Source organism: Pseudomonas sp. R1-15 (assembly GCF_051132085.1).
Taxonomy (GTDB): domain Bacteria; phylum Pseudomonadota; class Gammaproteobacteria; order Pseudomonadales; family Pseudomonadaceae; genus Aquipseudomonas.
The window spans coordinates 2263974-2286806 of sequence record NZ_CP071660.1 but is presented as its reverse complement, the minus strand read 5'-3'; the positions used below and the strand labels follow the sequence as shown (position 1 = coordinate 2286806).

General features: G+C 57.1%; 25 protein-coding genes and 3 pseudogenes. 14 read left to right on the top strand and 14 right to left on the bottom strand.

All coding sequences use genetic code 11. The features are described 5' to 3' along the window. Both J3P97_RS10470 and J3P97_RS10465 read left to right on the top strand, forming a co-directional pair. The gene (locus J3P97_RS10470) at positions 1-1080 is read left to right on the top strand and encodes a protein-glutamate methylesterase/protein-glutamine glutaminase (RefSeq protein WP_434674089.1); all 1080 of its coding nucleotides are present in this window, start codon (positions 1-3) and stop codon (positions 1078-1080) included. A gap of 436 nt (positions 1081-1516) precedes the next feature. Then, positions 1517-2056 carry a hypothetical protein gene (locus J3P97_RS10465; protein WP_434624515.1) on the top strand — a complete coding sequence of 180 codons (540 nt, stop codon included), beginning with the start codon at positions 1517-1519 and terminating at the stop codon, positions 2054-2056. Between the two features lie 52 nt (positions 2057-2108). Here J3P97_RS10465 and J3P97_RS10460 read toward each other — a convergent pair whose 3' ends face one another. Beyond that, positions 2109-2321, bottom strand: a complete 213-nt coding sequence (locus tag J3P97_RS10460) for an antitoxin Xre/MbcA/ParS toxin-binding domain-containing protein (RefSeq protein WP_434674088.1) — start codon at positions 2319-2321, stop codon at positions 2109-2111. Between the two features lie 258 nt (positions 2322-2579). On the opposite strand from J3P97_RS10460, the gene J3P97_RS10455 reads away from it, so the two are divergent. The 5 genes from J3P97_RS10455 to J3P97_RS10435 all read left to right on the top strand — a co-directional run bounded on the left by J3P97_RS10455 (position 2580) and on the right by J3P97_RS10435 (position 5954). Beyond that, positions 2580-3188 (top strand): DUF1349 domain-containing protein, encoded by a 609-nt coding sequence (locus J3P97_RS10455; protein WP_434674087.1) that lies wholly within the window; start codon positions 2580-2582, stop codon positions 3186-3188. Between the two features lie 230 nt (positions 3189-3418). Beyond that, positions 3419-3883 (top strand): HvfA family oxazolone/thioamide-modified RiPP metallophore, encoded by a 465-nt coding sequence (locus tag J3P97_RS10450; RefSeq protein WP_434674086.1) that lies wholly within the window; start codon positions 3419-3421, stop codon positions 3881-3883. Positions 3884-3949: 66 nt separating this feature from the next. Further along, positions 3950-4801: an HvfB family MNIO-type RiPP peptide maturase gene (locus J3P97_RS10445; RefSeq protein ID WP_434674085.1), complete on the top strand. Its 852-nt coding sequence runs from the start codon at positions 3950-3952 to the stop codon at positions 4799-4801. Further along, entirely contained in the window at positions 4794-5534 is a 741-nt protein-coding gene (locus J3P97_RS10440) for an HvfC family RiPP maturation protein (protein WP_434674084.1), read from the top strand. Before J3P97_RS10445 ends, J3P97_RS10440 begins: the two co-directional genes overlap by 8 nt. Positions 5535-5681: 147 nt before the next feature. Next, positions 5682-5954, top strand: coding sequence for a hypothetical protein (locus J3P97_RS10435; RefSeq protein ID WP_434674083.1), 273 nt, complete (start codon positions 5682-5684; stop codon positions 5952-5954). Positions 5955-6100: 146 nt separating this feature from the next. Here the strand turns inward: J3P97_RS10435 and J3P97_RS10430 are convergent, their stop codons facing one another. After that, positions 6101-6997, bottom strand: coding sequence for a LysR family transcriptional regulator (locus J3P97_RS10430; RefSeq protein ID WP_434674082.1), 897 nt, complete (start codon positions 6995-6997; stop codon positions 6101-6103). 140 nt (positions 6998-7137) lie between these two features. Here J3P97_RS10430 and J3P97_RS10425 point away from each other — a divergent pair, with 140 nt between their 5' ends. Further along, a complete protein-coding gene (locus J3P97_RS10425) occupies positions 7138-8127 on the top strand; it encodes a zinc-dependent alcohol dehydrogenase family protein (protein ID WP_434674081.1) in 990 nt (329 codons plus the stop codon). A gap of 496 nt (positions 8128-8623) precedes the next feature. Here J3P97_RS10425 and J3P97_RS10420 read toward each other — a convergent pair. From J3P97_RS10420 to J3P97_RS10410, 3 genes and pseudogenes are all read right to left on the bottom strand, one after another. Next, positions 8624-8821, bottom strand: a pseudogene (locus J3P97_RS10420) (helix-turn-helix domain-containing protein); the annotation flags it as partial. A 372-nt stretch (positions 8822-9193) separates the two neighbouring features. Beyond that, positions 9194-9673 carry a hypothetical protein gene (locus tag J3P97_RS10415; protein ID WP_434674080.1) on the bottom strand — a complete coding sequence of 160 codons (480 nt, stop codon included), beginning with the start codon at positions 9671-9673 and terminating at the stop codon, positions 9194-9196. Between the two features lie 91 nt (positions 9674-9764). Then, the gene (locus J3P97_RS10410; protein ID WP_434674079.1) at positions 9765-10286 is read right to left on the bottom strand and encodes a hypothetical protein; all 522 of its coding nucleotides are present in this window, start codon (positions 10284-10286) and stop codon (positions 9765-9767) included. Between the two features lie 168 nt (positions 10287-10454). On the opposite strand from J3P97_RS10410, the pseudogene J3P97_RS10405 reads away from it, so the two are divergent. Then, positions 10455-10996: pseudogene (locus tag J3P97_RS10405) on the top strand (AAA family ATPase). A gap of 60 nt (positions 10997-11056) precedes the next feature. On the opposite strand, the gene J3P97_RS10400 reads toward J3P97_RS10405, so the two are convergent. After that, positions 11057-12028 carry a GlxA family transcriptional regulator gene (locus J3P97_RS10400; protein WP_434674078.1) on the bottom strand — a complete coding sequence of 324 codons (972 nt, stop codon included), beginning with the start codon at positions 12026-12028 and terminating at the stop codon, positions 11057-11059. Positions 12029-12179: 151 nt separating this feature from the next. On the opposite strand from J3P97_RS10400, the gene J3P97_RS10395 reads away from it, so the two are divergent. Then, a complete protein-coding gene (locus J3P97_RS10395; protein WP_434674077.1) occupies positions 12180-13070 on the top strand; it encodes an MBL fold metallo-hydrolase in 891 nt (296 codons plus the stop codon). Positions 13071-13284: 214 nt separating this feature from the next. Here J3P97_RS10395 and J3P97_RS10390 read toward each other — a convergent pair whose 3' ends face one another. Further along, positions 13285-14238 carry a hypothetical protein gene (locus J3P97_RS10390; protein ID WP_434674076.1) on the bottom strand — a complete coding sequence of 318 codons (954 nt, stop codon included), beginning with the start codon at positions 14236-14238 and terminating at the stop codon, positions 13285-13287. A gap of 231 nt (positions 14239-14469) precedes the next feature. Continuing rightward, positions 14470-15198 carry a hypothetical protein gene (locus J3P97_RS10385; protein ID WP_434603885.1) on the bottom strand — a complete coding sequence of 243 codons (729 nt, stop codon included), beginning with the start codon at positions 15196-15198 and terminating at the stop codon, positions 14470-14472. A 213-nt stretch (positions 15199-15411) separates the two neighbouring features. Between J3P97_RS10385 and J3P97_RS10380 the strand changes: the two are divergent. Both J3P97_RS10380 and J3P97_RS10375 read left to right on the top strand, forming a co-directional pair. Beyond that, positions 15412-15723, top strand: a pseudogene (locus tag J3P97_RS10380) (PAS domain-containing protein); the annotation flags it as partial. Between the two features lie 195 nt (positions 15724-15918). Further along, positions 15919-17010: a methyl-accepting chemotaxis protein gene (locus J3P97_RS10375; protein WP_434674533.1), complete on the top strand. Its 1092-nt coding sequence runs from the start codon at positions 15919-15921 to the stop codon at positions 17008-17010. 257 nt (positions 17011-17267) lie between these two features. On the opposite strand, the gene J3P97_RS10370 is transcribed toward J3P97_RS10375, so the two are convergent. The 4 genes from J3P97_RS10370 to J3P97_RS10355 form a co-directional block, all read right to left on the bottom strand. Further along, complete coding sequence (locus J3P97_RS10370) at positions 17268-17522, bottom strand: colicin E3-like toxin immunity protein (RefSeq protein WP_434674075.1); 255 nt, start codon at positions 17520-17522, stop codon at positions 17268-17270. Positions 17523-17567: 45 nt separating this feature from the next. Continuing rightward, the gene (locus tag J3P97_RS10365; RefSeq protein ID WP_434674074.1) at positions 17568-17822 is read right to left on the bottom strand and encodes a colicin E3-like toxin immunity protein; all 255 of its coding nucleotides are present in this window, start codon (positions 17820-17822) and stop codon (positions 17568-17570) included. 74 nt (positions 17823-17896) lie between these two features. Beyond that, the gene (locus tag J3P97_RS10360) at positions 17897-18121 is read right to left on the bottom strand and encodes a DUF7683 domain-containing protein (protein ID WP_434568939.1); all 225 of its coding nucleotides are present in this window, start codon (positions 18119-18121) and stop codon (positions 17897-17899) included. Then, on the bottom strand, positions 18118-19302 hold the full coding sequence (locus J3P97_RS10355) for an S-type pyocin domain-containing protein (protein ID WP_434674073.1): 1185 nt from the start codon (positions 19300-19302) through the stop codon (positions 18118-18120). Before J3P97_RS10355 ends, J3P97_RS10360 begins: the two co-directional genes overlap by 4 nt. A gap of 220 nt (positions 19303-19522) precedes the next feature. Here J3P97_RS10355 and J3P97_RS10350 point away from each other — a divergent pair, with 220 nt between their 5' ends. Both J3P97_RS10350 and J3P97_RS10345 read left to right on the top strand, forming a co-directional pair. After that, the gene (locus J3P97_RS10350; RefSeq protein ID WP_434674072.1) at positions 19523-19909 is read left to right on the top strand and encodes a hypothetical protein; all 387 of its coding nucleotides are present in this window, start codon (positions 19523-19525) and stop codon (positions 19907-19909) included. A 113-nt stretch (positions 19910-20022) separates the two neighbouring features. Continuing rightward, a complete protein-coding gene (locus J3P97_RS10345) occupies positions 20023-20955 on the top strand; it encodes a hypothetical protein (protein ID WP_434674071.1) in 933 nt (310 codons plus the stop codon). A 206-nt stretch (positions 20956-21161) separates the two neighbouring features. Here J3P97_RS10345 and J3P97_RS10340 read toward each other — a convergent pair whose 3' ends face one another. Both J3P97_RS10340 and J3P97_RS10335 read right to left on the bottom strand, forming a co-directional pair. Further along, positions 21162-21662, bottom strand: coding sequence for an HIT family protein (locus J3P97_RS10340; RefSeq protein WP_434674070.1), 501 nt, complete (start codon positions 21660-21662; stop codon positions 21162-21164). Positions 21663-21704: 42 nt separating this feature from the next. Further along, positions 21705-22805 carry an alpha/beta hydrolase family protein gene (locus J3P97_RS10335; protein WP_434674069.1) on the bottom strand — a complete coding sequence of 367 codons (1101 nt, stop codon included), beginning with the start codon at positions 22803-22805 and terminating at the stop codon, positions 21705-21707. Positions 22806-22833 lie beyond the last annotated feature (28 nt).

Here is a 22833-nt window from a genome sequence, read left to right as displayed (position 1 = left end):
ATGTCAGGCAAAAAAATAAACGTATTGCTGGTGGATGATTCCGCCGTGGTCCGCCAGGTATTGTTGGCGATCCTGAGTGACACGCCGGACATCAACGTCATCGGTGCGGCTTCCGACCCGATCTTCGCCATGGACAAACTGGCGAAGGAATGGCCCGACGTGATCGTGATGGACGTGGAAATGCCACGCATGGACGGCATCACTTTCCTGAAAAAAATCATGAGCGAACGGCCTACCCCGGTGGTGATCTGCTCGTCGCTGACGCCCAAGGGCGCGGAAACCACCTTGCAAGCCATGGCCGCCGGTGCGGTGGAAATCATCACCAAACCCACCAGCGGCTTGAAGAACTTCCTTTTGGAATCGGCCCCGGAACTGGTGTCCGCCATCCGCGCCGCCGCCCAGGTCAACGTCCGCAACCTGGGCAAGCGCCCGGCTCCGGCGGCGCCGCTGACGCCGGCGACCAAACTCACCGCCGACGCCATGCTGCCCGCCGCCAACGGCCACGCCATGGCCCAGACCACCGAACGCATCGTCGCCATGGGCACCTCCACCGGCGGCACCCAGGCGCTGGAAGCAGTGCTTACCGCCCTGCCACGGGTATGTCCGGGCATCGTCATCGTCCAGCACATGCCGGAAAAATTCACTGCATCGTTCGCCGCGCGGCTCAACAGCCTCTGCCAGATCGAAGTGCGCGAAGCGAAAAACAACGACCGCATCCACCCGGGCCTGGCCCTCATCGCCCCCGGCGGCAAGCACATGATGGTGACCCGCAGCGGCGCGTTCTATCAAGTGCAGGTAGTGGACGGCCCGCTGGTCAATCGCCATCGCCCTTCGGTGGATGTGCTGTTCCGCTCGGTGGCGAAGTTCGCCGGCCGTAACGCCACGGGCATCATCATGACCGGCATGGGCGACGACGGCGCCCGCGGCCTCAAGGAAATGCTCGACGCCGGCAGCGCCACGGTGGCCCAGGACGAGGCTAGCTGCGTGGTGTTCGGCATGCCCAAGGAAGCCATCAAACTCAACGCCGCGCAGCGGGTGATGCCGTTGCAGGAGATTGCGCAGGTGATATTGCATCGCTGATCGACGCTCGGCCCGTGGCGAGGGAGCTTGCTCCCGCTGGGCTGCGCAGCGGCCCCAAACACTCGGAGGCGCCGTTGCAGATCGAGTTGCCAGGGTTCAGGGCCGCTGCGCGCCCCAGCGGGAGCAAGCTCCCTCGCCACAGGGAAAACGCTTCAAACAGGCGAGATCGTCGCCAGCACACCAATCAGCAGCGTCAACGCCAGAAAAATCGCCATCTTCGCCATGAGCATTCTCCCAATAGAGTCATTGCGGCACGGCCGAATTGTGGAGTGGTAACTGATACCGTTACAGACGCACCTGCAACCAAAAAATGCGGATCAGCGCATAAAGCCAGAAACCCGCCAAGCCAGAACTGCAGAAGTACGCCATGATCCCGGCTATCATGCCGCACGCTCATTTGCCCGGCGTGCTGCTAGCCACCCTAAAGGATTCAGGTATGCCCCTTCTGCCGTCACGCGCCACCCTCTTAGTCTCAGGTCTTCTGATCAGCTCTCTGTGCCTGGCCGAGGGCGAGCCGGCGGAAAGCGTCATCAAGGACTCGACCAAATCCGCGGTCTCGTCGTTCATCACCGCAGGCAAGAACCTGTTGGGCGGTGTGAGCGAAGGCGTGCTCGACGGGCGCGAGTCGGTCCAGGGCACCGATGGCGCCGCGATCATCTCCTCCGGCGAGCAAATGAAAGACCGCATCACCATCGAAGTGCTGAAGCTTGAGCCAAGCGAAGAAAACGTCACCATCACCCTCGGCTTCAAGAACAGCACCGATACCCAGCTGCGCCTGATCAACCTCGGACAAACCGGCACCCTGCTGGCCATCGACCAGGCCGGCTACGCCAACCGCCTCACCGGTCTGGACAACCCCGACGAAGTCACCGTCCCACCGAAGATCGCCGTGCGGCAGAAATTCGTTTTCGAAGGCATGAACGAAGCGGTCAGTGCCGTTCGGGTCTGGGGGGCGGATTATTCGGTCAAGAAGTAAAGACATGCGCGATCAAGCAACCCAACAATCATCGCGTATCCAGGCAAGGGATTCATTGATAAACCCCTTGCTCGATACGGCGCAGGTAATCCTTTACCGTTTGAAAGCCCAGCGGCTTGTCGATCAACTCCAAGGGCACATGACCGTCCAGGTACCTGCAGGGTTTCTTCAACCAGTCTTGAGCCAACGACTGGCTGCCGAACCCCTCAGTCGCATGATCCAAAGTGCGGGCATACTGAAGCTTGACATCCTGACTTCCCAGCATCGATTTATCCTCACGATATGAAGTTCTTCACACAGCGTTGTGCTAGCCCATGCTAGGCGCGGCACTTCCGAAAGCCAACCCTAAAAAGTCGTCAGAGATTTCGTTCATTCACCCCATAAGCGACCATTTTCTGTAAGAAACACACCAAACCCGTGGCGAGGGAGCTTGCTCCCGCTGGGCTGCGCAGCAGCCCCCTCTTTCTGAACTACCCCCCAGCTCATCTGTCGACTCCAAACCCCTCGAACCAGGAGCACGACGATGCCTGACAAACCCAATACACCCCCCCACAGCCTGCTAAACGGCTCATGGCTGAACGAACCCAAAATCCACAGCACCGCCACAACGAATTCCCTGCGCCTGGAAACCGACACCAACACTGACTTCTGGCGCGAAACCCACTACGGCTTCACCCACGACAGCGGCCATTTCCTCGGCGTCGAAGCCCCACCCAGCTTCACCTGCCAGCTACGCATCCGCGGCACCTTCGAAGCCCTGTACGACCAGGCCGGTCTCATGGTCCGCATCAACGAACGCCAATGGGTCAAGGCCGGGATTGAACTGAGCGACGGCCAGGCGATGCTCGGCAGCGTACTCACCGACGGACAATCCGACTGGGCGACCAGCCCGTACGCCGCCGATCCCAACGACTTCTGGATGCGCGCCACGGTCGCCAATGGCGTACTGCGCTTGCAGGTTTCCGCCGATGGACTTCGTTGGCCGCTGGTGCGCTTATGCCCGTTTCCCATCGCACCGACCTACCGCGTCGGCCCGATGGCGTGCAGCCCCAAGCGCGGCGGCTTGAAAGTCGCTTTTTCCGACTGGACGCTCGGGCCTGCGCTGGGCAAGGACTTGCATGATCTGACCTGAGCGCGGCCCCCTGCAGCGCTCTGTATCCGCGACACACAGCAATACAAACACACCGCCGCACGACACATCCCAGATACACGACAAGCGCCAAATGGCCCCGTCCGAACAGGCCAGTCGCGCCTTGCTTCGACCCGACGTGCCCAGCACCGGGCAAGCAACGTGACGCCGCCACGGCACACGCCCCGCGCAACGTTGCCAGGGGCCACACTGCTCTTATCTGGAGAAATCTCATGACCCGTACAAAAAACTCGAACACCGCTCGCCTCGCCCTTGCCGCCCTCGCCCTGTCCGGCGGCTTGAGCCTCGCCCAGTCGGCTTTCGCGGTCGACGCCCTGCCCCAGGGTTATCAACTGGCCTCGGCGGAAAAAACCTCCGAAGGCAAGTGCGGCGAAGGCAAATGCGGCGCCGCCGAATCGGGTAAAAAAATCACCCAGGCCGAAGGCAAATGCGGCGAAGGCAAATGTGGCGACGCATCCTTCTCCCGCACTGACACCGACAAAGATGATCGCGTGTCGCTGAAGGAATTCCTCAGCGTGGCGCCGACCGAAAAAGCCGAGTTCGAAAAGATGGACAGCAACCACGACGGTTACCTGTCCGAAGCGGAAACCTACAAATACCGCACCGGCCAATACACCGCCAATGGCAAGAAAGTCCCCACCGAGCTGTTCACCCGCATGAGCCAAGCCAAGGAATAAAGCCCTTCGCCCGCGCCCTCCCGGCGGTTCACACCGGGAGGGTCTGGCCATCCCTGGAGAATTGCGATGAGCACCTTCACTTCACCCAACGGCGCCGGGCTCGGCCTGCGTCGCGCCATGCTTGGCGACTTGCTGAAAATGCCCTCGGGCGCCGCGGATTTCCTCGAATGCGCGCCGGATAACTGGATCGGCGTCGGTGGTGTCTACGCCGAACAACTCGATCAACTGGCCGCAAGGCACCCCATCACCTGCCACGGCCTGTCCCTGTCCCTCGGCGGCCCACAACCTCTCGACCTCGACCTGCTGCGGGGCACACGCCGCTTTCTCGATCGCTACGGCGTGGCGATCTACAGCGAGCACCTGAGCTATTGCTCCGCCAGCGGCCACCTCTACGACCTCTTGCCAATCCCGTTCACCGAAGAAGCCGTGCACCACGTCGCCGCGCGCATACGCCAGACCCAGGACCTACTGGGCCAGCGCATTGCCGTGGAAAACATCTCCTACTACGCCGCGCCCTTCCAGGCCATGAGCGAAATCGACTTCATCACCGCAGTCCTCGAAGAAGCCGACTGCGACCTGCTGCTGGACGTCAACAACCTCTACGTCAACGCCATCAACCACCGCTACGACGCCCAGAAATTCCTCGCCGCCCTGCCCGCGCAACGCGTCAGCTACCTGCACGTCGCCGGCCATTACGACGAAGCCGACGACCTGAAAATCGACACCCACGGCGCGGCCGTCAAGCAAGACGTCTGGACGCTTCTGTACCAGACCTACCAACGATTCGGACCGGTGCCGACATTGCTGGAACGCGACTTCAACTTCCCGCCGTTGACCGAACTGCTCGCCGAAGTCGGGCAGATCAAACAGCTTCAACAACTCGCCTACCCGGCAACCCCGGAGGCCCGCCATGCCTGAACAACTGCTCGACCAACTCAACTGCATGGCCAACTTCGTCCGCAACCCCGACCACCCGCCCCCACCCGGGCTGGAAGCCCGACGCCTGGCCATCTACCGCCAACTGTTCATCGGCAACATCGAATCACTGCTCGCCGCCAGCTTCCCGGTCACCCACCAAACCCTGCCGCGCGCCGACTGGCAACGACTGGTCCACGACTTCTACGCCAACTGCCGCTGCCAGACGCCGCTGTTCACACAGCTGGCCGGCGAATTTGTCGCCTACCTGGAGCAACACGAGGGTCTGCACGATTTCCCACCATGGCTACCCGAACTCGCCCAGCACGAATGGAGCGAAAGCGCCCTGCTGCTGAGCGATGCGGCGGCGCCGTCACACAATCCCCACGGCGATCTGATGGAAGGCGCCCCCGTGATCTCCCGACTCGCGCAGGCACATGCCTATGAATGGCCGGTGTGCGACATCGGGCCGGATTATCAGCCCACCGAAAAGCCTGCGGCCCCGACCTTGGTGCTGCTGCAGCGGCGCGAATGGCAAGTGACGTTTTCGCGGATGGCGCCGATGGCGTATGCGCTGTTGGTTTCGCTGATGGAGAATCGGCGCAGTGGGCGCGAGCATTTGGTGGCGTTAGCTGAGGTGACTGGGGTGTCGGTGCGAGAGATGATGCCGATGGGAGTGGCTGCGCTTGAGGGGTTCAAGGCGCAGGGGATTGTGTTGGGGACGCGTTGGGGGTGAGTTGTGATAATTCCTACGCGACTCTCGGAAATGGTCACCTGTTCCTGACGGGTACTTGAACTTATAGTCGGTTGCGTCGCTTGGAAGGGCGACCAGGTTTGGCGACCTGCGATCGGATCAGCCCATTAATCTGATCGGAGCAATCCCATGGAAAGATACATCCCCATCACCGGCATCGACTGCACCCCGGCTTCGCTGCTGATTGATAGTCAGGCACCACTTGACGTCCTTCATGCTACGGCTGATTACCGTATTCGGGTCGTGACACAGGTTCTGGAAAATATTGCGTTTCGTGCCGAGATTGGTAGCGATACGGTAGTGCTTTCGGATTTCGCGCAGTTGCTGGCGATTCCGCTAAGGGATGGGTGTGATTTGTTGGAGGTGATTGGGCGGCGGCTTCAGGAGGGGGTTGAGGGGTGAAAGAGAACGGGCGCTGGAAGCGCCCGTTTTTCTGCCTCAGATGAACGAATGGGGTACTAGAAAGTTTTGCGTTTGGCGCCGTGGCGCATTTTGAAGAGTACTGAACGGCAGCAATCGGCCAGGAGCGGACATTGATTCTCCTGTAGTTAGAGAGGCCCCCGTTGCCCAAACGCCTCACGTGCGAATTCCAAGAAACTGCGCAGCTTTGGGGTCATTCTTCGGTCAGGGGCGTAAAGCAAATGCATTGAGGTGGTCGGCACTGGGTACTGCGGGAGCAGACGCACCAACGTCCCATCACGCAACGCATCGCTAACCAGCTCTATCGGCTGTAGAACTACACCCAGACCCGCTAAAGCTGCTGCGAGCAGAGGATCACCCTGATTAATCGTCAATTTGCTTGTAATTGGAACATCGATACTCCCCTCTTGGCTATCGAAGCTCCAGTGCGAACGACCGTCAGAATAGGTAAAACCCAGACACTCCTGTTGCTGTAGATCCCATGGATTCGTGATGGGAGGGCGACGTGCAAGGTAGGACGGTGCAGCGCACAAAACCATTTGATAGGGCTCTAGCGGCATCGCCTTCAACCCACTGCTCACCAGCTCGCCGATGCGAAAGACCACGTCGTAACCATGATCGACGATATCGACCAGCTCGTTCGATAGAGTTAGGTCGATAGACACCTGTGGATATCGAACCATGTATTCCAGCAGGCGTGGCGAAAGCGCGCGAATTCCGAACGTGACCGGTGCGTTGATACGAAGGCGACCGATTGGTGTGCCACGAGTAAGGGCAGCCAGGCTTTCGGCAGACTGCATGTCTGCAAGGATTAGTTTCGCGCGCTGGTAGAACGTCCTGCCGAAGTCAGTAAGGCTTTGCCTGCGCGTAGTCCGTAGCAGTAGGGAGACACCGAGATGTTGTTCGAGCATTTTCACCTGTTTCCCTACTAACTGAGGGGACAAGTTCAGATCGTCCGCAGCGGCGCTGAATGAACCCAGCTCAACCGTTTTGACGAACGTAGCCATCTGCGTTAGGCGATCCATTATAAACACCATGTTTCTAGTAATGAGCCATCGTAGGCCTTTATCCCTTCCTTACCAATGTCTAAATTCTCGTCACCGTTGAGTGGCCGGAGTACATTCCGGATTTACATCGAGACCCATTAATAAACGAGGTATCCAACATGGCACGCATTGTCAGAATCCACGAATACGGTGATGCCAGCGTTCTGAAGCTGGAAGATATGGAAGTTCCGGCACCGGCACCGAACGAGGTGCAGATTGGCGTTAAAGCTATTGGCTTGAACCGGGCCGAAGTGATGTTTCGCAATCACGCCTATCTACAGGACGCCGAGTTCCCCAGCCGCTTAGGCTACGAGGCCGCAGGCATCGTGGTTTCAGTTGGTAGCGACGTAACGGAAATCAAGATTGGTGATAAGGTCGCTGTAATCCCGCCTTTGGATATCGCTCGATGGGGCACTTACGGCGAGCTGGCCAATGTACCGGCTCACCTGGTGGTAAAGAGTCCTGAGAACTTATCCTTTGAAGAGGCTGCTGCGTCTTGGATGCAGTACGTCACCGCTTGGGGCGCATTGATCGAACAAGCGAAGCTGCGGCAGGACGACTTTATCATCGTCACCGCTGCATCAAGCAGTGTTGGCCTGGCTGCCTTCCAACTTGCTCGTATGGTCGGAGCCACATCGATTGCGATCACTCGAACCAGCGCGAAGAGGCAGGCCCTAATTGATGCTGGCGCTGCGCACGTCATCGTCAGTGATGAAGAGGACATCGTCGAGCGTGTTATGGCGATAACTGTTGGTCAAGGCGCCCGTGTTGTGTTCGATCCTGTAGGCGGGCCGTCCTTTGAACCCCTCACGCAGAGCATGGCGCGAGGCGGAATCCTGCTGGAATACGGTGCACTTAGCTCTGAGCCGACGCCATTTCCACTGTTCACCGTGCTGGGCAAAAGCTTGACCTTGAAGGGCTATCTCTACGCAGAAATTGTGGCCGACCTTGAAGCCTTGGAAAGAGCGAAGGCTTTTATTCTACAAGGGCTGGAGTCTGGTGCGTTGCGCCCGATCATCGCCAAGACATTCGCGCTTAACGACATCCAGAATGCCCACCGTTTCCTTGAAGCCAATCAACAAATCGGCAAAATCGTAGTAACTGTCTGACCGGCATTTATGGGGCTGAGAGCGTAATTCTCGGCCCCGCTTCAACCCGATCCAGATGACCGCTTCTGGCGTCGGTCTAAGGTTTCGCCAAATGACTGCTCTGGGTCGATAGCTGCCGGTCGCGAACGACCGCTATCGACCCAAAGCGGCCGTAACGCAGCTCCAAGTCAGGGCTTGAACGGATCAATCCAGCCAGGCCGAAGTCCTGCCTCGTATTCTTTGCGTACGTAGGCGAGCGACTCTGCGCATCCCATTTTCGCCTCGATAGCGCCTATGCATCCCCAGCAATCTCCGCCGCAATTGCCTGATAGCGGATCTGCTGGGTTGTCGAATAAGCGTCTGCAGATCGTGCAGTATTCCGGCTTATTGCTGTTCGTCATAATCCCACTTTCCAAACGTCCGATCTTGGCCGATTGCTGCCCACCAGAAATGGGTGGTGTCCCCCAAAGACCAACTCTGTCTCCCGCGCCGCCCCCGGACGCGCCCTCCAATACCATCAACCCTTCCGCCCCACCCCAAGACAAAACATCTTCCGATAATCAGAAGGCGACGTCCCCAGATGCGCCCCAAAATGCTGCCTCAACGACAGCGACGTCCCAAACCCCACCTCCCCCGCGATGCATTCAATAGGCAACTCAGTCGTTTCCAGCAAGGCCTGCGCTCTAGCCACTCGTTCAGCGGTCAGAAAAGGGGACTGATTTATTTTCTGAGAAATAAATCAGTCCCCTTTTTGAGGTTTGATCATGCATAGCGACGGTCGAAGTCAGGCCGTCGCTAACGGGCCAAAAGCTGCCAGCCATAAAAGGCTGCTTTCGACCCAATGTGATACTGCAGAAATGAAATCACGTTCGCTTAAAAGCAACCTTAATCGCCGCACCAGCTTGACCAGCCAGCAAAGCTATCTCGGAGTGGATGACAACCTCGCTCCAAGACAATTTGGTTGCGACGCACACTATTAAATACAGCTCACAATAGCGCCCCCCGAGTTTGGTTTTGACCCAAGCAAGGGTGTCCCCTAAGGTAGCCATCGTGACTACAATGGGATCTCAGCTTCTGTTATTCACACCTACAAGCCGCATAGAATTTCGCGTCTCATCTGGAGAGCAATTGCTGCGAAGCCCTTTCCAGTGCCACGCTTGCGGGGCGAGTAGTCTTGATTAGCAGAAACATCCTCCCATTGAATCACCGATTCCACGTACCTATGAGTGCTATCGGTTTCAATTTCAAACTCTATGAACCGCTCTGCGTGAGTGAGCAAAAGACCATAAAGGCTTGGCATTCCGGGAAAGTCGACTTCAAGGTCGAGTACGACGGTTTCTGACCATCTAATGCCTTTTGACTCGCCATAGTTTTTTAAGGCGAGGGGAATACCTCTGGCCAACCAAGCTTTGGCGGTTAGCATGAGCCTGTGGGCCACAAGAGCATTTTGCTCTTGCACGTTCAGTTGCCGTTTTTTTAACAGACGGTCAATGTCCACTTCAATCTCCCCTAAAATGGTCGCTTCCAGAATGGCGATGACCCGCCAAACGCGCAACGACTCAGGCAATTCCCATCTCCACGCTGCTACCCGGTCCGCGCGCGGCGTAGCGAGGTCCCAATGTCGGTACCGAAAGACGCCTTTCGACCCAAAGCTTTCATCAAATTGAGGTAACGAAGCGCGTTTCGAGGCCCACATTTACTGGTGGTAGCGCATTAATCAACACGACGGCATCGTCGCCCTGGTTAAGGTAAATCAAGAAGTCACCAGTCTCGAACGTAACTCTGAATCCGGCCAGCCAAGGCCCGTGTCCGCTGAAAGAGTCAAGAATTCCCTCGACTGCGCAAATTTTTGTGTTCCCAAGGTGCGTTGCTGATAAACCTGCGAGCAGGTTTTGCCTTTTCCAAGAGCAGGTCGCGTTCGGCTCTATCTCGAAAGCCGTCGGCGTATCGGACGGCAACAAGTCCGCGCCTACTCTCTCGCCGTCACTCAAGAGATACATTGATAAAACTTCTCGCTCGCCAAAATGCCACTCTAGAGAACCTATGTCTCCCAGTTCTTTCTCGTCGTTGAAATAATACTGGTAGTGCAGCAGCTCGCTCAGGCGCTTTCCCAAAAGCGAGCGTGCGTTTTGAAGGTCTTGTACAGCCCTTGCTGGGGACGGGGAGTAGCGGCCAGACATCGGGTATCTCATACAGGTGGGAAGAGTGGCAGATACTACACAAACGCCATTACGTCTGCTTTTGGCCGATAGCAGCCAGTCACGCTGGCCCGTTGTTGTTGACGGAAATGAGCATTAACGTAGAATCGCCGCCCCAAAAAACAGCATGCACTGCAAGAGGTCGCTTCGATGCAACGGGTGATGATTGTTGGTCAACCTGGATCTGGGAAAAGTACTTTGGCGCGTAACCTGGGCCAACGCACGGGCTTACCGGTCGTTCATATCGACACTATTCACTGGCAGCCAGGGTGGGTCGAACGAAGCTGGGACGAGAAGACGCATCTCTGTCGTTGAGGTCGAGTCCCTTGATCGCTGGATTTTCGAAGGTGGCCATTCAGCCACGTGAGACCATCGGATGGCTCGCGCTGATCTTTTGATATGGATTGATCGATCTGCGACGCTCCGATTTTGGCGTGTACTCCTCAGAACGCTGCTCCACCGAGGTCAGCGCCGGCCGGACTTGCCGGACAACTGCCCCGAATTGCTGGCGAATCTGCCAGAGTTTTTTAAGTTCATGTGGCGGACGAGAAAATTAGCCTGGGCGAAGATGAACCAACTCGTGGCGACTGCCCCCCCAACTTGCCGCGTGGTCTGTCTGCGGTCTAACCGGGATACAAGAATTTTTCTGGCGAGCGTTTGGAAATTCGACTGGCCAGGCTCTGCGGGATTGATCGAAGACTGACTCCTTCAGCGCGAGGGCTTCCGGTATGAGTGGCGCCTTCCCAATTCCCTCAAATCTTCCGCCCCACCCCAAGACAGAACATCTTCCGATAATCAGAAGGCGACGTCCCTAGATGCGCGCCAAAATGCTGCCTCAACGACAGCGACGTCCCAAACCCCACCTCCCCCGCAATACACTCAATAGACAACTCAGTCGTTTCCAGCAACGCCTGCGCTCTAGCCACCCGTTCAGCGGTCAACCATTTGGATACGGTTGTGCCGGTGGCTTCCTTGAACCGGCGGGTAAAAGTTCTTCTGCTCATTTTTGCCATGTCTGCCAGAACGTCGAGGGACAGGTCGCTGGACAGGTTCATTCGGGCCCACGTCAGGACGTCGGACAGGTGGGTCTCGCCAGATAATTGCGGCACCGGGCGTTCAACATACTGCGCTTGGCCTCCTGGCCTGTGGGGTGGCGTCACGAGCATTTTTGCGGTGCGATTCGCCACGTCTGCGCCGAGTCGCTCGCGTATCAGGTGCAAGCAACAATCAATTGCCGCTACCGTTCCGGCGGACGTCACGATGTTATCGGCGCTGACATAGAGCACTTCGGGCTTGAATCGAACCTTGGGAAAACGTTGCGCAAACTGGTCACGGGCGGCCCAGTGGGTGGTTGCTTCCTTTCCATCGAGCAGCCCGGCATCGCCGAGGACGAACGCTCCCAAACACAATCCCACGATGAGCTTGCCTTGCGTATTGGCGCGCTGCAGCGCTTCTACGAGTTGGGGCGATGCAACAAGGGATTGATCGCCCCAAGCGGGGATGATGATGACGTCGCAGGTTTCCATCAGCTCCAGGCCGAGGCTTACCGACAGGCCAACGTCCTGGTCGGTACTGATCACTCCGGGCACTTCTGCGCAATAATTGATTTCGTACCGAGGCCCATCGGGCGCAGGTTGCGCGGTTCCCAATACCATTCCCGGCACGGAAAGATGGAAAAGGCTGACGCCTTCGAAAGCTAGAACAGCAACGCGTATGGGGAGCATGAGGAGGCCTCGATTCGCCCTGTGGGGCCCAAGCCGAACCACGGCGAGCAGTTGGCCCGATTATAGCGAAATATGTCATCCGGGCCACTGTTGGCTCGCGAGACATTCGGCAAGAATGGATGCCTCGATGTAAACAACAGGATCAATTCTTATGAAACTCACAACTTTACCGCTTGCCGTCAGCATGGCTTGTGCCGTAGCCGCTGCCCCCGCGTTCGCCAGTTCGAATGCTCCCAAAGCGCCGGACGCCTCTCACAAGTTGGATTTGCAGCAGGTTCGTAACGCCACGGTGAAAATCACCTACGGTGACACCACTTTCCTGGTTGATCCGATGCTGGCAAAAAAAGGCGCTTATCCGGGTTTTGAAAACACCTATCGAAGCAACCTGCGCAACCCCTTGGTTGATCTGACGGAATCACCGGAGAAAGTTATCGCCGGAGTCGATGCCGTCATCGTCACCCATACGCACCTGGATCACTGGGACGATGCCGCGCAGAAAGCGCTGCCTAAAGACATTCCGCTGTTCGCCCAACATGAAGAAGATGCTCAACTGATTCGTTCCCAGGGTTTCAAGAACGTACGCGTGCTGACGGATGAAGCCGAATTCGGCGGCGTGAAGATCACCAAGACCGGCGGCCAGCATGGCACTGACGAAATGTATGCCGTGCCAGCGCTCGCAAAACCGCTAGGCGAAGCCATGGGCGTGGTTTTCCAAGCACCGGGTTACAAGACGCTCTACCTTGCGGGTGACACGATCTGGCGTAAAGAGGTCGACCAAGCCATCAGCCAGTACCGCCCGGAAGTTATCGTGCTCAACGCCGGGAAGGCAAAAATGGCGGGATTCGACGGCTCGATCATCATGGGTGAGGAAGATGTGCTTCTCGCCTCAAAAGCCGCGAAAAACGCACAGATTGTCGCGGTGCACATGGACGCGATCAACCATATGTCCCTGACCCGTGAAGAACTGCGCGCTTACGTCAAGAAGCAAGGGATTGAGGGGCGTGTGGACATTCCGGAAGATGGGGCTTCTCTGGAGTTCTAAATGGAAAGGGACAGGTTTATTTGGCAAATAAATCTGTCCCTTTTTCGCTCCAATTTTGCAGGAACATCCGTTTCTGGGCGATTACGGTGGAAACGTGGAACGCAGTCATATAGAAAAAAGATTCGTAACGCTAAGGCCGCGACCGACGGCCCCATCAACTCCCCCCTACCGTGCATGATGAAGTCTGTTGTCGTTCACACCACCTGCTCGCAGCTTATTTGGTCAGCACATCGCCGCGCCGAAACTTCACTATTTGTCCCTGCGGGTCATAGGCGAACCGACTAAACAGCGGGCTGTCCGTGTATTGATGTAAAGGGATGGAAACAATCGCAAGGTTTTCGTCAATCTTCCAGGCTTTTTTCAGGGCGAAATAAGCATTCAAGCTCTTGATAAACTTGTAAAGCGGCGACCCTTGGTCAAGATTGGCTATCTCCTCTTCCTCCTCCTTGAATAACTCTATCTTTTTATTTTTTGCTTTTATATCATATTTACCTGCCACCACTTTTGGCCTAAAAACCTTTGCTGTTCCCTTTCCGTACACAGCCTGCGCCGTTATATTTTCAGGATAGTTCTTCGGATGATTCGAAAAATATTCGTGATTCGGCGTGTAACGTTTGATGATCACGCAATATCCGGCAATTCGGCAGCCAATTACCCGGGCTTTTCGAGTTTGCAGGGTAAGCTCTGTCTCTTCATCAGCCTCGTCCACCGAGACAATTTCCGCGATAGCCCTACCGACCTGCTTGGCCAAAGAATCCTCGTGCGGCATTGAAGTTTCAGCGCCGGCTGAATAACACGCATCAACACAGACTTTAGAAATGATGAATTTGTAACGTGTAGCCAAATAGCCAATCGCGTTACCCATCGTTTTGGCCGGAACTTCCGGATTTAACGACGCCACATCACAGTGTGTACCGACGTATATACCCAGACGCCGACCTTCTACGCCTTCTCCAATAACGCTGTACATCAAATACGCAAGAGTAAGCGCATCATTTACGTCAATATCGTTTACTTCGCATAAAAAAAATTTTGCTTTGCCGTTCCCCTGATATTTCTCTCTCATGGACAAATCGCTGGCAATCATCTCGCTGTCGGTGTGGTTCTTTTTAAATGTCACAACCAAGATAACGTCGTAGTTACCACCCACGAGCACTCTACTTTCCATGTCATTTGCCTCCAGAGCAAAACGATTGCCACCCGAAGATGTGTTACACGAAGGTCAACGATAGACGGCTTTTACTGTTCCGGCCCAAACGTTCGCGGCACGCCCTTATAGATCTCCAGAGCGACAGTGTTAAGCCCTGCTATGAGCGTACCGGGCAGCTCTGATCTGAACTGCCTGAGCAGCCTCAGAATTTGTATAAATCTGTCCCTTTTTCGTCAATGCCATTAACACTCAAACCCGCACCGAAAACCGCTCCGCCGCCCGCCTCTCGAACATCGCCTGTTCCGTCTCCCGCGTCGCCCGCTCGCCCTTGTACGCCAACTGATTGAAAAACAACCCGTCGGAATATTCCTGTATGGACACCGACCCACGGTCTTTCAGCAGCGGGGCCAGATCGATTGTTTTGGCGAAGTTTTCCTTGGTCAGGCTGTAGAGGCCCAGGTAGCTGCCGGACCATGGCGAGTCGGCGTCGACCAGGTCGATGGAGGCGTCGCGGACTGCGACGGCGGCGGCTTTCAGGTCCTTGGAGTCGTTGAGCAGATCGGTCAGCCGTTGGATATCGGAGCTGCTGAGCTTGCCGGCGGTATTGAGCACTTTCAGGCTGCCGTCGGCTTCGACAGTGAAGCCGTATTTCTTGCCGGCCAAGTCCGGGTGGGTCGTCGAGAGGGTGGATTGGAAATCCTCGAACGAGGACTTCAGCGTACTGGTTGCCCCTTTGAGGATCTCTACGTATCGAGGAAAGTCCGGTGATTGCGAGCGCCCGATCCAGGTCTCGATCGCCATAGGCATCGGCATCGTTGCCTGGGCTTCTTCGCTGGGATGGAAGATGGCCGCTGGGCTGGCGTTGGACAGCGCTAGTTTTGCAGCGTCTGTCGGCGCCTGGGTCACGAGCACTTGTTCGGAGCGCGTGAGGTTGGTATTGGCCGGCGGGATGTAAGCGGAACTGACGGTGAGTACCATTTTTCATCTGTCCATGATGGGCGGGTTCGTACAGGTTATCGACGGTGCTGGATCCAACTTTAGAAATCGCTCCACATAGCCAGCTTCGCAGCTTCTTGATGGGGTGCGGTCCGCGGGCCAGGCTGATTATCCAATCCGCGGAAAGAATGACCACAGCTGATTGTTACCAGAGTATTTCATAGGCATTTCATCAACTTTTCTGAACGGCAGTCGATGGACTTGCAGATCCCAGGGAGCAGTTCAGAAATGAGAAACAATCAACCGGTCACGCAACGTGAGATTTCACTCGCATCTCAGCAGAAGCTGATTTCCACCACGGATACGCGAGGCGTCATCACGTATTGCAATGACGCCTTCGTCGAGATCAGCGGATTCGACAAGGTGGACCTGATCGGCGCACCACAGAATATCGTTCGTCATCCGGATGTGCCGCCCGCCGTGTTTGCGCATATGTGGGCAGCGCTCAAGCAAGGCAAGCCGTGGATGGGGATCGTCAAGAACCGCTCGAAAAACGGCGACCATTATTGGGTCAATGCCTACGTCACGCCTGTTTACGAAGGGAGCCAGGTCGTCGGTTACGAATCGGTCCGAGTCAAGCCGACGGTCAGCCAGATCCGCCGCGCCGAAGCGCTCTACAAACGCATCAGGCTCGGCAAGGCAGCTGTCCCGGGTCTTGATCGGTGGTACCTCTTCCTGCTCAGTTGGGTACCGGTTCTGTTGATGGGTTTATTGGGCACAGTGGGCGGCGCCTTCCTCAATACCGCCATGGCGATGCTGCTGGCTGTCGGAATATCGATTCCGGTCGGGTTGATCATCTCGCGCCAGCAGAACAAAGGCACGCTGCGTCTGTTGGAAATGGCCGAGGCATCCACCTCGGATGCGTTGCTGGCGAAAATGTACAGCGACGAGCGCGGCCTGCAGGCTCGCCTCGAAACAGCTTTCGAGAGCCAGGCATCCCGGCTCAAAACGTGCCTCACTCGCCTGCAGGACACCGCCGAGCAACTGACCGGTTTGGCCGGCAGGTCCGACGGCCTGGCCGCCGACAGTTCACGCGGGCTTGAACGGCAACGCGTCGAGACTGAGCAAGTGTCGGCGGCGGTGAATCAGATGTCGGCGACCACCCAAGAGGTCGCCAGTCATGTCCAGCGCACGGCTGACGCTACCCAGGAAGCCAACGTGCTGACCGGGCGTGGACGCGACGTAGCCCGAGACACTCGCCAGGCGATTCAGCGTCTCTCCGAGGTCGTGGGCGAAACAGGGCTGACGGTTGCGCAGCTGGCCAAGGACAGCAACGAAATCGGGACGGTGGTCGATGTCATCAAAGGCATTGCCGACCAGACCAACCTGCTGGCGTTGAACGCCGCCATCGAAGCCGCGCGCGCCGGAGACATGGGCAGAGGGTTCGCGGTGGTTGCCGATGAGGTGCGCCAACTGGCGCAGCGCACGACTGAGTCCACCACTCAGATCCATAGCCTGATTTCCAAGTTGCAGGTCTCCTCCAACAACGCCGTGAAAACCATGGAAAGCGGCCACCGACAAGCTGAGGAAGGCGTCGCCTGGGTGCTTGAGGCAGACAAAGCACTGATCGGTATCAGCGAAGCCGTGGCACACATCACCGACATGACGACCCAGATTGCCGCTGCGACAGAAGAGCAAACTGCGGTGGCCGACGAAATCAGCCGCAATATCACCACTATCGCGAACCTGGCAGACCAGACCTCCGAACAGGCCAGGCACTCCGCGGAGTTGAGCAAGGAACTGACGCAAACAGCCATGACCCAGTACTCGTTGGTGGAGCGATTTAATCGCTAGTCAATCAACCGAATTGAATTCGCTTTGCCGAAGCTGGTGTTGCGCCATTACTGATTTAATGGCCGGGTACCGGGGCAACCAGACCTGGGTCTGCAGGTGAATGCCAACAATTTTGGCAGCCGTTATCATTCGACTATTGCCAACTCGGCGAGTTTGGAGGGGACGCATATGGTATTTCGCAAGTAAAGTTTCTAAAGAAACCCGTCTAGTCCTGGAACAGGTTTCCGCCTGTTCCAGAACGAGGCTAATTGGTTATGCTACCAAGCGATTCGATAACGAAATGAGATTTGGTAATCAAACTCTTCGGGGACGATCAGGTGACTGAAGAAGGGTTGAAGAATCGGAATCCATTCTTCCAACACATCAAAGCCACCGTCATAGATGTTTGGTTCGTTCTCCAGACCCAGTGCGGCGATCGGTGACATATCCTCCCGTAAGTCTTCCGAATACTCTTTACCTTCACCCAGCTCGGTTTTCGGATGATACCAATCCATCCTTAACTTTAAACCCATTGGACCATCGCCATATTTGGAAGCTACCTTCTAGCGCAAGGATGATTACCAGCTGTCTCGATAATCGAAGGCTACTTGATAGTCATAACGATCCCAATCAATTGAATGTTGAAAATAGGGCCGAAGAATTTCTACCCATTCCAAGGGAACATTGAATCCACCGTTATTTATATTATTCTCGAAAGGAATGCCCAAAGCGTCGATGACAGCACCGTCATCACCGAGGTCGCCTGAGTACTCCTCCCCCTCGAAAGATTCGATTTGTTTGCCATACCACTCGAGTCTCAGTTTGAGTCCCATTTGACCTCCAAACAAATTTCATCCTGGTAGCGAACTCGCTCGGCTATCGCTTTCAGCGCATCTGTCTCGGGCCATTAGCTGCTAGCGGTAAGAAAAAACGTTAAGTTTTTTGGCAACTTTATCGAGCAAGCCTCTTCCAATTCCTGGAGTTGAAGCGCAGTCAATGCGTAATCGTATACATACTGCTCCTTTCTTACCCAGTTCATTATTTTCGCTAAATCTTCGCTTTCAATACAGAGCACTACTTCATAAGAAGCAAAATCATCCCCGTCAATCACACCCATTATCTTATGCTTCATGGTTCAATCCACCTTTCTGGGTTGGCTGGTTTCTTTTGGGCGCCCGTAACATGATCAAACTCGCCCAAGTGTTTCCCCCGCTTATTATATTTCTCCACTGCGCCGTGTTGGAAATCCCATTCATAAATAAACTTGTCTTTGTCCCTCCATCGCGGACGCAACCCTCCGCCTTTCATACGCGTCTTAGGTGGGGCCCATTTTGCACTTGGGAATGCCGGAAGGAGGTCCGGTTTTGTGACGTAGTCATGATGTGCGGTGCTTAAAACCACATAAACCGGCCGAACCCCCGAATCCACCGGAAACACCAGAATGAAATCCTTGTACTCCGGCGGATAGATCGGGTTGACGAGAATGCTGTCCGCCACGGGCGTCGGCGGATAAATCCAGATGTGTGGCGTCTGAGGGGCGGCTTCCAAGGCGGGAATGCCGAGGGTGTCGGACGGGTCGATGGCCGGGGTCCAGATCAGTTCGATGCCGTCGCCAAGGTCGGCGACGTATTGGTCGGCACGCGGCGTGAGCTGGATGACATCGACCATTTCCCAGGCGCGGTTCTGGCCGGTGTAGAAGCCATAGCCCTTGAGGCTGCCATCGGCCTGCTGCTCGATGCTCAGGCGCATGCGGCTGCGGGCCTGTTTGAGATTGCGCAGTTGGTCTTCGCTGTAGAGTGCGCTGTCGCCGAGGCTGGAGGGCCAGAGCAAGGCGACGATGCCGGTCAACAGCGCCGCACCGACCGTGCCGCCAACAGCTCCGGCGCTTGATACTGCGGACCCGCCCAGCGCGAGTCTGCCCATTGCGGCGGGTATCGCGCTTGAGCCGATCTGCTTCAGGGGAAGGGTTCCCGACGCGTCGGGGCTCCTGGCGCCAAGCCACATCAGATCGCCGTACTGCTTGATCAGGTCCGGCGGAACAAAGCCGTTGGGGTTGTTGTAGTCAATGATTCCGTTGGGCAGCGCGCAGCTTTTGGCGAACACCGACCCGGTGATGACGAGAGGCGTCCTTTCAACCTTGGCCCAACGTTGTTTTTCGTAAGCAGCCTGTCGGGCAAGCATGGCTTTGTGGCCACGCTGGAGTGCTTCGTACTCCGCCACCTCGCTGGAGGTCATGTCTCTATAGGAGATGCGGTGCCCTTCTCCAGAAGGTGGATTGCGAATTTTGGGCAGGTCTTTGGGGCGTGTGGTCACGAGTCGCGAATCTCATCCTGAAAATCCAGGACGGACGCTAACGCAAGGGGTAAGCGCGGCGATGTAGGACGCGTCTTGAATTGGCTACTCCGTTTTCCTCAGACGCCAGAGGGCCGGGGCCGAAATAATTAGCGGAACCGCACAAAGCTGCTTATGAGTCTTTCCCAACAGTTTGCGAGTTCACTATCCTACGCATCCAACCCAAACGGACTTTGCCTAGATGCATCTGCGTTCAAGCTTGTTGTGCCTGTGCCTTTTCAGCAGCCTTGGCCAGGCCGCTGTCGACTGTTCTGCCCTGGCGGAAAAGCTCTCGGGAACGGTCCCTGAATTTCATCCGTCAGTGCAAGGCAAGGTCATTGGCACCGGGCGCCTGCATTTTCACGAAGCGCCGGACGGGGCCTGCGCCAACAAGAAGATTTTCGTGATACCCGGCGACTCCCTCACCGTTTACGCCAGCCTTGAAGACGAGTCCTGGCTGGAAGTGAACTACATCGCCAAGGATGGCGAGGACTATACCGGTTGGGTGAAGGCAGACCGGGTGGAGATTGGCGAACCTTATGGAGCTCCACCGGATACCGATGTTGCGCCAGAGGCTGATGCCCAATAATCGGTCAGGTTGCTGTCGACAAATCATTCAGCCGATTGGCTCCACTCGGCGGTTGTTCCACCTCGTTCAAATCCACCGCTGCTTTGGGCTGGCGGCTTTCAGGAGATGTGCATTTGATTGGATATCGGTTCGAGCGCACCGCGCAGGGTGACTTGCACATCCACTCGCTCAACCGGGTGCAGAGCGTATTCGTGTTGTTTACCAGTGCGCTGGCCTTGATCTTTCCCGTGGGAGCCGTGCTGGCGATTGCCACTGCAGACTCGTCGCTGGTGGGCCTGGACCCACTGACCTTGCTGCTGATGGTGCTCGGGCTGCTGTTGATTCCTGCCCTGGGCCTGGCGCTGCTGGTCTACACCGGCACCCGCGAAACCCTGCTGCTGTCGCGCGTCGACGCTGAAGGCAAGCGTCGCACCCGAAACTTTTTTGGACGCCGTGAGCGGGTGCGATCGGTGTTCAGGATCGACGCCATCAAATACCTCGAACTTCGCCGCCACCCGGAGGCCGAGCCAGCCCGCACCCAGCTATGGCTGGTGCTGCGCGATGGCACCGAACACCGCCTGACGAGCGACAACGTTCCGGTAGTGCCTGGAAGCAAACGCACTGACCTGTGGCTGCGTGAGCTGGCCGACTACCTGCAAGTGCCAGTGCCCAGCGAGGTCATGATCGGTTCGACGGCCGTTGCGAAGGCAGCCTACCGGCCTGCTCCAACCCCGGCGAAGATCGCCAGGCAGCGCAAAGCAAAGGCGCCGACACCTGCGGCTGAGACGACCGAGCAACTGGGCACTCCCGTCCGCGCCCTGCTCGCCCTGTTTGGCGCGTTCCTGACTGTCTATGAGCTGACCCGCATCATCACCTGGGTGCCTTCGCTGTTTACCGGACGGCTGCGCATTGGCATCAGTCGCCCGACGACCTTCTACTGGGCCGAGGAGCCGATGACCTTTTCCTTTCACATGCTTATCGGCGTCGCCGAGCTGCTGATCATTGGCGTCATCGCCTGGGGTTGTTTGCGCGTGGCGATCGAGGGGCGGATGAAGTCCGATCGTTGAGGGCGGTTGATTCCACTCGGTTGCGTAGCGGCAGCAAAAAGCTTGGGGCCGCTACGCGACCCAGCGGGAGCAAGCTCCCTCGCCACGGGGGCTGAGGTGGATTGATTATTTCTGAGCACCAGAAAAACCTGTGGGAGCGAGCCTGCTCGCGAAAGCGGTCCTACACTGCTGACCACCGCCGTCGCGAGCAGGGTTAACGGTCCGCGCTATTCATCAACAAGCAGAAAACCGAATTCCCGCCGTAACACCGCCACGACCTGCTCAACAGATGGCCCCTGTATCGGCGGAGGATCAGGACGCTCGCAAAATTCCCGCCAGACAAAGAGCGTCAATTCCGCACCATCGGTCTGAGGCAAACTGCTGTCGATCGAGCCGAAAGTCTGCAGCAGCCGGTACCTGTCGTCGTTCCAGAACAGCGCTTCGACCCAGTGATAAACCGGAATGAAATGGAAGTGGATGGAGTAACCAGCGTCATGACCAAAACGGCCGATGTACAGTCGTCTTGGTTGCAGGCAGGTTTCGATGGCGTGCTGGATTCGCGCTTGCAATACACCCAACTCCGCCAGCGCTTCAGCCGACAGCGATGCCAAGGCATTCGTCATCTGTTTCGCGCTGAGCATCAGGTAGCCGGGCAGTGCACTGTCCACGCGGTGATTGATGAGCCAATGCTCTGATTCATGAACGACAAAGCGAGGCGATATTTCCATCGGATGACCTTGATAAAATTGGCGGCGGCGGATCAAGGCAACTTACAACCCGCCTCCACTGGACGCAGGCGCTCCCGCCAGGAAATCCGCTATCAACGATACGACCTCCTGTTGAATCACCCCGCGATCACGCCCGTTTTCGCCGTCCCGGCAAATGATGCCATCGCCTGGCACTTCTTCTTCGAGCATTGCCTGCGCGCCAGGTTTGCAAATCGACATGAAACTGAAATGGCTGGCGTCGCTGAATTCCACATAACGGCTGGACACCGGCGGCAGGCGCCTGGCGAGGTCGGCGGACTCCAACTCGGCGGGAAGTTCGCGCGAGGGCACGCCGGCAGCAATCATCAGGGCGGGCACCGGCAGCGCGGAGAGGCTTTCATCGGTCAGGCCTCGCGACAGGCCCAGATCCAGAGTGATCACGGCCGTGACGCGTTTGTCGCGCCAGTCGGCGGCCAGCGCGGCTTTCGAGTCCGGACTACTCGCCGGATTCATCTGTCCATAGACGGTGCAGCTGGCTAGCTGCGGATGGGTTTTGCAATCGTCGGCGAAGCGGTCCGGGTCAAAACGGGCACCGGCAATTTCCAGGGCGGTCCAGCCGCCGAGTGAATGGCCCACGACTGCGACGCGATGATTGGCGACCTGGCCAAATTTTTCCGGTTGGGTCGTGACCTCATCGATGGTTCGGCGCAGATCAACGGACCGCTGCCATAACTGCGCCGCTGCTTGCGGACTGCGGTCATGGGTGGTGGTGCCAGGATGATTGACGGCCGCGACGATGTACCCCTTACGGGCCAAGGCACTGGCAAGCCAGACCTGATTGCTCCAGTTGCCCCTGTATCCATGAGAAAGCACCACCAGGGGATGATTACCGGCAGACGGCGGCGCGTCACGAACGGCAGATGCGCCGACAAATACCGCGTTATCGGCGATCAATTGCGGGGTTGCGGCAGTTGCGCCGGGGTACCAGACGACCATTTCCAACGGCCGGTCATCCTGCGGATTCGACACTGTCGAAGAGCGAAAGCCGACAGGGTTTTCGTCAGCGAATACGGAGGCGGCCAGGCAAGCCAGAAACAGAGCCGCAAGAGCATTGTTCAATGTCGTCTTCCTTGATCGGACAAACAGTTGAGTTGCGCGGGGCATTAAAGCCTAATTCCGTATCGCCGTGCCT

Excerpts from the sequence above, each read along its gene's own strand:
- J3P97_RS10470 (WP_434674089.1), top strand. The coding sequence starts at position 1 with ATGTCAGGCAAAAAAATAAACGTATTGCTGGTGGATGATTCCGCCGTG.
- J3P97_RS10465 (WP_434624515.1), top strand. The coding sequence starts at position 1,517 with ATGCCCCTTCTGCCGTCACGCGCCACCCTCTTAGTCTCAGGTCTTCTG.
- J3P97_RS10460 (WP_434674088.1), bottom strand. The coding sequence starts at position 2,321 with ATGCTGGGAAGTCAGGATGTCAAGCTTCAGTATGCCCGCACTTTGGAT.
- J3P97_RS10455 (WP_434674087.1), top strand. The coding sequence starts at position 2,580 with ATGCCTGACAAACCCAATACACCCCCCCACAGCCTGCTAAACGGCTCA.
- J3P97_RS10450 (WP_434674086.1), top strand. The coding sequence starts at position 3,419 with ATGACCCGTACAAAAAACTCGAACACCGCTCGCCTCGCCCTTGCCGCC.
- J3P97_RS10445 (WP_434674085.1), top strand. The coding sequence starts at position 3,950 with ATGAGCACCTTCACTTCACCCAACGGCGCCGGGCTCGGCCTGCGTCGC.
- J3P97_RS10440 (WP_434674084.1), top strand. The coding sequence starts at position 4,794 with ATGCCTGAACAACTGCTCGACCAACTCAACTGCATGGCCAACTTCGTC.
- J3P97_RS10435 (WP_434674083.1), top strand. The coding sequence starts at position 5,682 with ATGGAAAGATACATCCCCATCACCGGCATCGACTGCACCCCGGCTTCG.
- J3P97_RS10430 (WP_434674082.1), bottom strand. The coding sequence starts at position 6,997 with ATGGATCGCCTAACGCAGATGGCTACGTTCGTCAAAACGGTTGAGCTG.
- J3P97_RS10425 (WP_434674081.1), top strand. The coding sequence starts at position 7,138 with ATGGCACGCATTGTCAGAATCCACGAATACGGTGATGCCAGCGTTCTG.
- J3P97_RS10410 (WP_434674079.1), bottom strand. The coding sequence starts at position 10,286 with ATGTCTGGCCGCTACTCCCCGTCCCCAGCAAGGGCTGTACAAGACCTT.
- J3P97_RS10400 (WP_434674078.1), bottom strand. The coding sequence starts at position 12,028 with ATGCTCCCCATACGCGTTGCTGTTCTAGCTTTCGAAGGCGTCAGCCTT.
- J3P97_RS10395 (WP_434674077.1), top strand. The coding sequence starts at position 12,180 with ATGAAACTCACAACTTTACCGCTTGCCGTCAGCATGGCTTGTGCCGTA.
- J3P97_RS10390 (WP_434674076.1), bottom strand. The coding sequence starts at position 14,238 with ATGGAAAGTAGAGTGCTCGTGGGTGGTAACTACGACGTTATCTTGGTT.
- J3P97_RS10385 (WP_434603885.1), bottom strand. The coding sequence starts at position 15,198 with ATGGTACTCACCGTCAGTTCCGCTTACATCCCGCCGGCCAATACCAAC.
- J3P97_RS10375 (WP_434674533.1), top strand. The coding sequence starts at position 15,919 with ATGGGTTTATTGGGCACAGTGGGCGGCGCCTTCCTCAATACCGCCATG.
- J3P97_RS10370 (WP_434674075.1), bottom strand. The coding sequence starts at position 17,522 with ATGGGTTTAAAGTTAAGGATGGATTGGTATCATCCGAAAACCGAGCTG.
- J3P97_RS10365 (WP_434674074.1), bottom strand. The coding sequence starts at position 17,822 with ATGGGACTCAAACTGAGACTCGAGTGGTATGGCAAACAAATCGAATCT.
- J3P97_RS10360 (WP_434568939.1), bottom strand. The coding sequence starts at position 18,121 with ATGAAGCATAAGATAATGGGTGTGATTGACGGGGATGATTTTGCTTCT.
- J3P97_RS10350 (WP_434674072.1), top strand. The coding sequence starts at position 19,523 with ATGCATCTGCGTTCAAGCTTGTTGTGCCTGTGCCTTTTCAGCAGCCTT.
- J3P97_RS10340 (WP_434674070.1), bottom strand. The coding sequence starts at position 21,662 with ATGGAAATATCGCCTCGCTTTGTCGTTCATGAATCAGAGCATTGGCTC.
- J3P97_RS10335 (WP_434674069.1), bottom strand. The coding sequence starts at position 22,805 with ATGCCCCGCGCAACTCAACTGTTTGTCCGATCAAGGAAGACGACATTG.